The sequence below is a fragment of the Aeromonas aquatilis genome, from assembly GCF_054052405.1.
In genome coordinates this window covers 92566-103134 of sequence record NZ_JBSTYP010000010.1, presented here as the reverse complement: position 1 = coordinate 103134, position 10569 = coordinate 92566, and the positions used below count along the sequence as shown (strand labels likewise).

The following is a 10569-nucleotide window of genomic DNA, read 5'->3' as shown; positions in this document are numbered from 1 at the left end:
TGATAGGTGGGGTGTGTAAGCGCGGCGACGTGTTGAGCTAACCCATACTAATTACCCGTGAGGCTTAACCATACAACACCCAAGAAGTGTTCTAAGGCTTGTAGCGAATGAGCGAACTACTCAAAATTCAGTGATAGTGACAAGCTAAGCGCAACATCACTACTCACGTCAGCTTTCCAAGATTATTCGGTTCGTCCTGAACCTCACCCTTCGGGCCCGCCTACGGCGGTTTCGATTTGTTCCGGACAAATCGATGAAGAATTTGCCTGGCGGCCATAGCGCCGTGGAACCACCTGATCCCATGCCGAACTCAGAAGTGAAACGCGGTAGCGCCGATGGTAGTGTGGCATTCGCCATGCGAGAGTAGGACACTGCCAGGCACCAATTTTAAGAACCCCGCTCATCGAGCGGGGTTTTTTATTGCCTGAAATCCAGGTGTCTGATCTGTTGTTATCAGCACAGGCTTGCAGCCTGCTCCTACCAGTCTCTTCTATAAGTAAACTTATCATTACAAATCATGATGTTATAGAGCATCTGCCTCATACTTTGCGTCAGGGCGGGTTTAACTGTAATTATGTAAATGATAATGATTATCATTTGATTGATCTTGTCCTGGTCGTTACAATCCAGACCGATTAATAAGTTGCGTTTCATATAAGCATTTATTAATCACCGTCCCCGGCAGGAGGCCGGGTCTTGTAACGAGTGAAGTAAGGGAATACGCCACTTTCCTACTTGAAACGTTCAGGCCAAATCATGACAACAATACAACCAAGCAAGCTTGCCTTGCTGATCGGTTCTCTTTTCTCCATTCACGCCCTAGCTTCCGAACAGGAAGTGATGGTCGTCACGGCTTCCGGCTTCCAGCAGAAAATTGAAGATTCTGCCGCCTCTATCTCCGTCATTACTCGCGAACAGCTGGAGAAACGCGCCTATCGCGATGCGACCGACGCACTGAAAGATGTCCCCGGTGTGGTGGTGACCGGTGGTGGCAGCAGCAGTGATATCAGCATTCGTGGTATGGGGTCGAAATACACCCTGATGCTGGTTGATGGCAAGAAGGTGGATAGCCGCGGTACTCGTCCCAATAGCGATGGCCCGGGCATTGAGCAGGGCTGGTTACCGCCGCTGCAGGCAATCGAGCGGATTGAGGTCGTCCGTGGCCCCATGTCATCCCGTTATGGCTCCGATGCCATGGGCGGCGTGATTAACGTGATTACCCGCAAGACCACCGGTCTGGCCTGGCAGGGCTCGGTTCATGCTGATTCGACCTTCCAGGAGAACAAGGATGCTGGCAACAGTTTCCAGACCGATGCCTATACCGCAGGTTCACTGATCGATGGCGTGTTGGGGCTGCGTTTCAATGGTCAGCTCGCACATCGTGGTGAAGACAAATTTATCCAGGGTTTTGCCGAGCAGGAGACTCGCAGTGGCACGGCTGTGCTCAGCTTCAAGCCTGACGAGCACAACCGCTTCGATCTGGAAGCCAGTCGCATTCTGCAGGATCGGGATCGCACGGCAGGCAATTCGCTGGATGCCAAGGCGAAAGAGAGTCTCAATCGCTACGAGCGCACCAACTATGCGCTGACCCATGATGGTCAGTATGATTTCGGCTCGTCCAGCAGTTATCTGCAGCAGGAGACCAACACCAACCCCGGCCGCAAGATGGAGCTTACCAACACCATCGCCGATACCCATACCCAGTTTATTCTGGGTGATCACTACCTGAGTGTCGGTGGTCAATATCGCTATGAGGATCTGCATGATCAGGGCAATACCCTGAAAGTGGCCAACCCTGCCGAGCAACTTACCCGCTGGAGCTGGGCGATGTTTGTCGAGGATGAGTGGTCACTCACTGACAGCTTTGCCCTGACAGGGGGCGCCCGCATGGATCGGGATCAAAATTACGGCTCTCACTGGAGCCCGCGCCTCTACGGCGTTTGGCATCTGGATGATAGCTGGACCCTGAAAGGAGGCGTATCGACCGGTTACCGCTCTCCTGACTTGCGGATGTCGGCGGCCAACTGGGGTCAGGTCACCGGTGGTGGCAGCCTGGATGGTATGCTGGTCGGTAACCCGGACCTCAAACCCGAGACCAGTGTGAGTGAAGAGATCGGCCTGCTGTGGAACGGTCATCAGGGCTTCAACGCCGGGGTTACCCTGTTCAACACCGACTTCAAGAACAAGATCTCCGAAGTGCGTCGCTGCACCAGCAAGAGTGATCCCGCCTGTACCCTCAATGGTCACAGTTATGACTTCATCAGTGATCGGGTCAACGTCGACAAGGCGAACATGCGCGGTGTCGAGGGGATGATGGATTGGGCCATCAATGAGGATTGGTCGGTCAGCTCCAGCTACACCTTTACCCAGTCTGAGCAGAAGAGTGGTCCACTGGCGGGTCATGCCCTCAACCAGATGCCCCGTCACATGTTCAACGGCAGTGTTGACTGGCAAACCACCGAGGATCTCAGCCTCTGGTCACGGGTCAACTTCCGTGGCGAGACCTCAGAGTACCTGAGTCGTGTGAAGATGGCGGAAGGGACCCCTTCCTATACCTTCTTTGACATGGGCCTGGTCTACAAGGCCAACAAGCATCTGGATCTGACCGTCGGGGTCTACAATCTGTTCGACAAGACGGTGGATTACAGCAGCTATGGCACTGTGTTGGATGGTCGCCGCTACAACCTGGGCGTGACCTACAACTTCTGATAGGGAACCTGTTATGCGGCCGCCATCTTCCGATGGCGGCCGTTTTTATTGCGTGTCGGTCAGGGGGCTATGCCTGATAAGGGGCGGCTTGCCAGGTATTGCGCCCCCGTCCCTTGGCCTGATACATGAGGGCGTCAGCCTGCCGTAGTAGCTGGTCGGCATCAGCCTGTCTCTCTGCGGCGACCCAGACTGCCCCGGTGCTGATGGAGAGGGTCACCTCGCCGCTGCTGGTGTGCAGGGTTTGCCGGTTGCTCTCCAGGCAGATACGCTCGGCCCATTGCTCTGTCTCTGCCAATGTGGCCAGCGGCAGCAGCAGGCAAAACTCTTCGCCGCCGATGCGGGCCAGCAGAGCCTCTTCGGGCAACAGGTTGGCCACAGTCGTGGCCAGCTTTTCCAGCAGCAGATCCCCGATGCCATGACCAAAGCGATCATTGGTCTCCTTGAAGTGATCCACATCGAACAGCAGCAGGGCACAGGGTTCCCCGCTTGCCAGTCGTTGCTCCATAGCGGGCATGAATGCCCGTCGGTTGAGCAGGCCGGTAAGGGGATCTGTACTGGCTTGTTTCTCCAGTCTGGCGTTGGCGCGGCTCAACTCGGTGGTGCGGCTGGCAACAGCGCGGCGCAGTTGCACTATGTAGGCCACCATGATTAACACTCCGGCAAACAGTAGCCAGGGACCGAGATGGATGGGGTAGACGGTCTCGACATGCATCCACTTGCGGATGATCCGCTCCCGATCGCTCTCTTTGAGCTGGGCGAATCCCTCTTCCAGCCGGTTTAACAGGGCAAGGTTGCCTTTTTTCACCGCAAAGCGGATCTGGTCGGTATAGAGGTGGCGAACCGGAATAAAACGGGTGGGATCGTCCGAGGTATAGATGTAGAAGTTGGCGACCTGCAGATCGGCGATAAAGGCTTTTATGTCGCCCCGAAAGGCCGCCGCCAGCAGGGTGTCATTGTCGTCGAAGGTCTGTAGTCTGGTGCCGGGGAAGTAGCGTCTGGCGTAATACTCCTCGTAGCCACCGGCTACCACACCGACCGTTTCATGGAGCAGGTAGTAATGTACATCGGTGCCGCGCAGTTCGCTCGAGAAGAAGAGTTGGGAGTCGAGCTGGGCGAGAGGCCGGCCATAGTCGAAAAGTTTGTCCCGCTCCGGTGACCAGAGCAGTCCGGCGTGAACGTCCGCTTTCCCCTCATGGAGCAGGTCGAGGGAGCCTTGCCAGTCGACCAGCCTGAACTCGATCTTCTGGCCGGTCACCCGGGCATATTCACGCCACAAATCGATCAGCAGGCCATCCGGCTGGCCCGACTCATTGATATAGGAGAAGGGCTGCCAGGCTTTGGAGTTGGTAATGATGATCGGCTCTTCCGGGGCTTTGGCCCAGACAGGCAGGGTAAGGGCGAGCAGCAGGAGCCTCCACCCGATACTGACTATGACTCCTGTCCTGGAAGAGGCCATCCTTGCTCCAATCCGTTGCCGTATATCGTCCCGTGGTCACCGATTATCACCACCTTTCTCATCGAAGAACAAGCGTTCACATGATGAAGTTTGCATGATGCAAACGGCGCCATGACAAGGCTGGCGGATAGAGTGACTACTTACAGCGGCAGGCTGATCCGCGCCTCCAGTCCCCCTTGTGGCCGATTGAGCAGGGTCAGCTCGCCGCCGTGCTGATGGACCAGGGTGCGGGCAATGGAGAGCCCGAGCCCCACGCTGCCTGACTCGGTATTGCGTGCTTCATCGAGTCGCACAAAGGGCTTGAACACATCCTCCAGCCGCGCCGGATCAATCCCCGGCCCGTTATCGCAGACCCGGATCAACAGCTCCTCCTTGCGCCGCTCCAGCGACACTTCGGCACTGCCGGCATATTTGATGGCGTTGCCGATCAGGTTCTGCAGCACCCGGCGCAGGGTGTTGGCCCGGCAGGCGTAGACCTCTTTGCCCTCCGCCAGACAGGTGACCGGCTGGCCGGTATCGGCATAGTCATCGCACAGGCTGACCAGCAGGCTGACCAGATCCAGCTCGCGGGTAGCCTCCTGCTGTCCCTCCTCGCGAGCAAAGCTGAGGGTGGCCGCCAGCATCTGCTCCATCTGTTGCAGGGTCTGCTGGATGCGCTCCTTGTCCTCGCCATCGGCCAGAAACTCGGTGCGTAGCCGCAGGCTGGTGATGGGGGTGCGCAGGTCGTGGGAGATGGCCGCCAGCATCCGGGTTCTGTCCTGCACGAAGCGGTCGAGCCGGGTGTGCATCCGGTTGAAGGCCTGAATCGATTCGCGGATCTCGGTCGGCCCCTCCTCTTTCAAGGGCTCGATATCCTCGCCCCGTCCGAGCCGCTCCGCATTGCCTGCCAGCTGCTTGAGCGGACGGGTGGCACGGCGAAACAGCAGCACCATCAGCCCGATAACCAGACTGGCGACCAGCATCAGGTTGAGGGTGGTCTGCCACGACCAGCTACCCGCCTCCTTGTCGACCAGCGAGCTGAACTGCAGCCAGCCCCCCTGCGGCAGTTCGATGGAGCCGTAGAGCCGCATATCCCGCGGCGGGGGCGGTCCCTTGCGATCCCGCATCATGCGGGCATGATGTTCCCACGCCTTGCTGCGCTGGGTATCCTCCTTCAGTTCGGCACTGATCTCGACCGTGAGGCCGGGAGGGTAGTTGAGGCGCGAGCGCACCAGCTGCTCGAAGCGGGGACTGCGGTTATCCGGTTGCAGCGGCTCGTCGGAGAGGCGCAGCAGCAGGGTCTCGCTGCGGCTCGCCTTGAGGATCTCGTCATAGAGGGACGGGGGGGAGAGGGAGAGCAGCCGCACCACCGAGATGATCCGCTGCATGGCGTTGCGGCTGTTGACGAAGCCGAGCGCCTCCTCCCGATCCGTGCGGTAGATCTGGATGCTGAGCAGCTGGATCAGGATCAAGCCCGCCAGCGCCACCAGAATGATCTGCCCGGTCAGTCCCTTGGGCCACATCCGTGCCCACAGTCGTCGCAAGGTGCCCACTGCTTAAACCTGCGTCACGTCGGCGGAGAACATATAGCCGCCACCCCAGATGGTCTTGATCAGCTCCGGATTCTTGGGATCCCGCTCCAGCTTGCGGCGCAGGCGGCTCACCAGGGTATCGATGGCGCGATCGAAGGCTACCGCCTCGCGGCCACGGGCCAGATCCAGCAGTTGATCCCGGCTCAGCACTCGCTGCGGGCGTTCGAGAAACACCTTGAGCAGATCGAATTCGGCGGTGGAGAGGCTCAGGCCCACCCCATCCTCATCGACCAGCTCCCGGCGATTGACGTCGAGCAGCCAGCGATCGAAGCGCAGATCCCGGGTCAGGGTCTCGGCGGCGGGTTGGGTGTCGGCCTGGGTGCGGCGCATCACCGCCTTGATGCGCGCCAGCAGCTCGCGCGGATTGAAAGGCTTGGCCAGATAGTCATCAGCCCCCATCTCCAGCCCTATGATGCGGTCGGTCTCTTCCCCCATGGCCGTGAGCATGATGATGGGTAGGTTCGATTTGACCCGCAGCTCGCGGCAGAGGGTCAGACCATCTTCACCCGGCATCATCAGATCCAGCACCAGTAGGTCGAACTCCCGCTCCTCCAGCAGTCGCTTCATCTCCTTGCCATCCCGGGCGCAACTGACCCGAAGGCCGTGCTGCTCCAGAAAGCGCTTCAAGAGATCGCGGATCTCGCTGTGGTCGTCGACCACCAGAATGTGGGTGCTGCCCTGATTCATGAATACCTCCCCTGCTTGGCGTTGGCACGAGTATACGAAAATCCGCCCGGCGGTTTGTGTCAAAGTGTGCCAGATCCGCACGATGCCACACTCTGCTACAAAAAAGGTTGATGCTGGCAAAGTTCAGACACCGACAGGGTGTTTACTTGAGGGCAAGGCAAGAACGCCGAACCAGAATCATCCCTACAGGAGATAGACCATGAAAAAGCTGACCAAAACCCTGCTGACCGCCACCCTGATCCTTGGCCTGCCGCTGGGCGCTTATGCCGCCAGTGAAGCGGCCCCAACCGGCCAACCTGGTGCCATGGTGGACTGCCCGATGGATGGTGGTGGCATGATGGGTGGCAAACACCATGGTGGCCGCCACGACAAGATGGCCCGTCTGCAGAACATGACTCCGGAGCAGATCCAGGCCAACCTGCAGCAACGTTATGACCGCATTGAAGATCCGGCCAAGAAGGCGGAGTTCATCAAGAACCTCAACGAGCGTGCCGCCGGCATGACCAAGCACGCCGAAGCGATGAAGCAGTTCGCCGAAGCGAACCAGTAACAGCGTCTGCTGTTGTGCACGACAGTGACAAACCGAAGGGTGGCCGAGGCCACCCTTTTTGTGCTTACTGCGTTGAGCTGCATGCAGAGCTTGGCTTAATGCAGGCGATTACCAATAAAAAGAGGGGGAGCATGGTGCTCCCCCTCTTGCTATCTGTGCCGATGCGGGCGTGCAGCCCACTCAACCGGACGAGCGAACTTAGCCCTGAGCCTTGTCGGTCAGGTCTACTTTTTTGACGGTCTCGCCTTCAAATTTGATAACGACGTTCTTCTTGGCAGCGTCGGTATCTTTCAGCAGGGTCTTGGTGGTTTCTGCCAGCAGCGGAGAGGCCTTGTTCAGGGCATCCAGATCATAGGTCCATACTTCCAGGCCGGATTCGGTCTTGGTGGAGGCCGGTGCGCCCAGCTTCTCTTTGATAGCCTGCTTGTTGGAGCCGCCTTCCTTGATATCCAGTGCCTTCTTGATGGCTTCGTTGGACGCGCTGTCCACGGCACCCGATACGGCGGTGTTGGCTGCATCTTTGACGCTACTGGTGACGCTGTCGGTCAGCGAGTCCATCAGGCCAGCATTGGCAAACAGGGGCAGGGTGGTGAGGGCTACCAGCAAAGTCTTTTTCATTTTCTACAGCTTCCATGGGTTCAATGAGGCGGCTATGAAATCAGCAAAGATATTGGGTGTCAAGTGAGGCGCGCAATTAACATTTCTGTTAACTGGATCTCATTTTTCACCGGCCGCAAACAGTTTGGGGATCTCCCGCACCAGCCAGCTTTTGGCCTTGCCCATGGTATCGCGGCGCCAGGCCAGTACCACCTGCAGCTGATGGCGGTACTCGGGACTGATCACCTTGAGTCGTCCGGCCCGGATGTCCTCTTCAATCCAGCTCTGCGGCATGGTGCCGATGCCTAGCCCGGCCAGCAGGGCGTCGCGCTTCTCCGCCATGGTGCTGACGGTGAGGTGCGGCTGCTTGTCGAGCAGGCGGTAGGTGAGCACCGGCTTGCGCAGCGCGGTATCGGCGACCGCGATGGCGCGATAGCGGCGCAGGGTCTCGTCGGCGAGGGGCTCCGGCTCCTGATGGAGAGGGTGGTCGGGGTGGGCGACATAGAGCATCACCTCCTCTTTCAGCACCTGATGCTTGATGCCGGTCATGACGATATCCGGGTTGAGGGAGGAGATAAGCAGGTCGGCGCGGCCATCTTCCAGACACTCCCAGCTGCCTGCCAGCACCTCGGTCCGCAGCCTGAGCCGGGTATCGGTCTGCTCGGCCAGCCGATCCACCAAGGGGTAGAGTGCCTGCAAGGGTACCAGCGCATCGACGGCGATGGTGATGTCGGTTTCCCATCCGCGGGCCAGCGCCCGGGTTTTGCCCACCAGATGTTCGGCTGCCTCCAGCAGCACCCGCCCGCGCTCCAGCAGCATGCGCCCCGCCGCGGTGAACTTGGTGCGATGGCCACTGCGGTCGAACAGCATGGCATCCAGTTCATCTTCCAGCTTTTGCACCGTGTAGCTCAATGCCGAAGGTACCTTGCCCAGCTCGTCGGCCGCCGCCGCGAAGCTGCCACGGCGGTCGATGGCGTCCAGCACCCGGATTGCCTCCAGGGTCAGCGCCCGCTCCTTGTTCGATTCCTTGGCCATCTATCACCTTCAATTTATTTGAATATGTTTGCCAGATTATCTCGCTAACAAGTTAGGCCAAGCGACTTTAATATTCAATCAACGCTTCGGCAGGAACGTCGAGCGGCCAAATATGCGGGAAGTTCCGCACTGTGACAGACCAAGTCGGTTTGTCTGACGTCGGTGAAAGAACAACACACTATTTGAATAACCTCTTGCATGGATGCATTGATTCTGGCCGAAACGGCCTTGGCAATGACATATAAAACAAGAGATTGAATGAACATGAAAAACGTAATCAAGATGCTGGCCGTTGCAGGCCTGATGACCACAGGTTTCGCCCAGGCTTCCGTACCGGCTGACATCAACGCCGCCCCGGGCGTGCTGTTTGTGAACTGGAACGCCACTGCCGCAGTGGATGGCAAAGCTAATCCGATGCTGGAGGTGCGTGACGAGTCTGGTGATCTGCTGGCATCGGTCCACGCCAACCTGATGGGCACCCAGCAGGTTCGCATGCCGCTGCGCACGCAAGGCACAGTGACCGTCAGCCTGGCTGGCCAGAGCAGCGAATACCGTATTCCGTTCGGCATCGGTGGTGGCAACCCCCGCTAAGTCGAACCCCGGATAGATGAGGAGCAGACCATGATGCAATTGAGAGCCGCAGAAGCGCGAGGCAAGGCCAACTTTGGCTGGCTGGACGCGCGCCACAGTTTCTCCTTCGGTCACTACTACGACCCGGAGTGGATGGGACACTCGGTACTGCGGGTGATCAATCAGGATCTGGTTGCGCCGGGTGGCGGATTCGCCACCCACCCTCACGCCAATATGGAGATCCTCACCTGCGTGCTGCAAGGCACCATAGAGCACAAGGACAGCCTCGGCCATGCCGAGCAGATCCCGGCAGGGGATTTCCAGCTGATGAGCGCAGGCAGCGGGATCCGCCACAGCGAGTACAACCCCTCGCAGACGGATCCTCTCTCCCTGTTGCAGATCTGGATCGAGCCGAATGAAGTCGGCACGCCACCCGGATATCAGCAGAAGAAGATCGAGTCCAGACCGGGTATGACGCTGGTGGCGTCACCGGATGGCGAGGCGGGATCGCTGCGGATCCGCCAACAGGCCCGCGTATGGCGGCTGGAACTGGCCCCGGGCGAGACGCTCGAATGGGCACTGGCTGGCCGACACGGTTACCTGCAGATGATTTCAGGGGAGCTGACCACCAACGGTCTGGCTGCCCGACCCGGCGACGGGGTACTCAGTCGTGATGAATACCGGTGGGAGTTGGTTGCGACAAGTGCCACTCAGGCCCTGTTATTTGACCTGCCCTGATTGGTCAGTGGCGATACGAGTTAAACGAGGAAAGTGAAATGGACAAGATGAAAGATGTAGCGCTGCTGGCGGGTCGTGTACTGCTGGCGCTGATGTTCGTGATTGCGGGCTGGGGCAAGATCGGTGGTTACGCCGGCACCCAGGGCTATATGGAAGCGATGGGCGTACCGGGTTTTATGTTGCCGCTGGTAATCCTGCTTGAGCTGGGTGGTGGCCTCGCCATCATGCTGGGTCTCTTTACCCGCAGCCTGTCGGTGCTGATGGCCGGTTTCACCCTGATGGCCGCCTTTATTTTCCACTACCAGCCTGCCGAACAGATGCAGATGCTGATGTTTATGAAGAACGTCTCCGTCGCCGGTGGTTTCCTGGCGCTGGCGGCAGCTGGAGCAGGGGCTTTCAGTGTGGATGCCCGTCTCGGCAAAAACTGGTAACAGCCAGTCAGTTTGAGTTTTCCAATGCCTTTTGGCCGGTGCCCTGCACCGGCTTTTTTCTGTCTGCGTTTTCCGGGGCGGTGAGGCAGCTGCACAAATCTGCGGCCCCCCTCATGGTTCAACGGTTTGCCCGCCTGCTGGCCACAAGTGCCTTTTGCATCTTATCCCCCGATCCCCGACAATTCCCTCTCTTGTGAAGTGACGGAAATGGCTCGCCTTTTCCCT

At 58.7% G+C, this 10569-nt stretch carries 10 protein-coding genes and 1 rRNA gene; 6 read left to right on the top strand and 5 right to left on the bottom strand.

Going from position 1 to position 10569, the window contains the following annotated elements:
• Positions 1 to 265: 265 nt before the first annotated feature.
• Positions 266 to 380: ribosomal RNA gene (gene rrf / locus ACW5W8_RS05665) — 5S ribosomal RNA — on the top strand.
• 376 nt (positions 381 to 756) lie between these two features.
• Positions 757 to 2709, top strand: a complete 1953-nt coding sequence (locus ACW5W8_RS05660; protein ID WP_498626852.1) for a ligand-gated channel protein — start codon at positions 757 to 759, stop codon at positions 2707 to 2709.
• Positions 2710 to 2776: 67 nt separating this feature from the next.
• Here ACW5W8_RS05660 and ACW5W8_RS05655 read toward each other — a convergent pair whose 3' ends face one another.
• The 3 genes from ACW5W8_RS05655 to ACW5W8_RS05645 form a co-directional block, all read right to left on the bottom strand.
• Entirely contained in the window at positions 2777 to 4165 is a 1389-nt protein-coding gene (locus tag ACW5W8_RS05655) for a transporter substrate-binding domain-containing diguanylate cyclase (protein WP_498626851.1), read from the bottom strand.
• Between the two features lie 140 nt (positions 4166 to 4305).
• Positions 4306 to 5667, bottom strand: a complete 1362-nt coding sequence (locus ACW5W8_RS05650) for an ATP-binding protein (protein ID WP_021231762.1) — start codon at positions 5665 to 5667, stop codon at positions 4306 to 4308.
• A 33-nt stretch (positions 5668 to 5700) separates the two neighbouring features.
• Positions 5701 to 6423, bottom strand: coding sequence for a response regulator (locus ACW5W8_RS05645; RefSeq protein WP_429122894.1), 723 nt, complete (start codon positions 6421 to 6423; stop codon positions 5701 to 5703).
• 199 nt (positions 6424 to 6622) lie between these two features.
• Here ACW5W8_RS05645 and ACW5W8_RS05640 point away from each other — a divergent pair, with 199 nt between their 5' ends.
• Positions 6623 to 6973: a hypothetical protein gene (locus ACW5W8_RS05640; protein ID WP_042657018.1), complete on the top strand. Its 351-nt coding sequence runs from the start codon at positions 6623 to 6625 to the stop codon at positions 6971 to 6973.
• Between the two features lie 198 nt (positions 6974 to 7171).
• Here the strand turns inward: ACW5W8_RS05640 and ACW5W8_RS05635 are convergent, their stop codons facing one another.
• The gene (locus tag ACW5W8_RS05635) at positions 7172 to 7591 is read right to left on the bottom strand and encodes a hypothetical protein (RefSeq protein WP_498626850.1); all 420 of its coding nucleotides are present in this window, start codon (positions 7589 to 7591) and stop codon (positions 7172 to 7174) included.
• A gap of 99 nt (positions 7592 to 7690) precedes the next feature.
• Entirely contained in the window at positions 7691 to 8605 is a 915-nt protein-coding gene (locus ACW5W8_RS05630) for a LysR family transcriptional regulator (protein WP_498626848.1), read from the bottom strand.
• A gap of 258 nt (positions 8606 to 8863) precedes the next feature.
• Between ACW5W8_RS05630 and ACW5W8_RS05625 the strand changes: the two genes are divergently transcribed.
• From ACW5W8_RS05625 to ACW5W8_RS05615, 3 genes are read left to right on the top strand one after another with little or no spacing between them, the layout of a single operon-like run.
• Entirely contained in the window at positions 8864 to 9196 is a 333-nt protein-coding gene (locus tag ACW5W8_RS05625; RefSeq protein WP_498626847.1) for a hypothetical protein, read from the top strand.
• Positions 9197 to 9226: 30 nt separating this feature from the next.
• Complete coding sequence (locus tag ACW5W8_RS05620; RefSeq protein WP_498626846.1) at positions 9227 to 9913, top strand: pirin family protein; 687 nt, start codon at positions 9227 to 9229, stop codon at positions 9911 to 9913.
• Between the two features lie 38 nt (positions 9914 to 9951).
• Positions 9952 to 10344 carry a DoxX family protein gene (locus ACW5W8_RS05615; protein WP_498626845.1) on the top strand — a complete coding sequence of 131 codons (393 nt, stop codon included), beginning with the start codon at positions 9952 to 9954 and terminating at the stop codon, positions 10342 to 10344.
• Positions 10345 to 10569 lie beyond the last annotated feature (225 nt).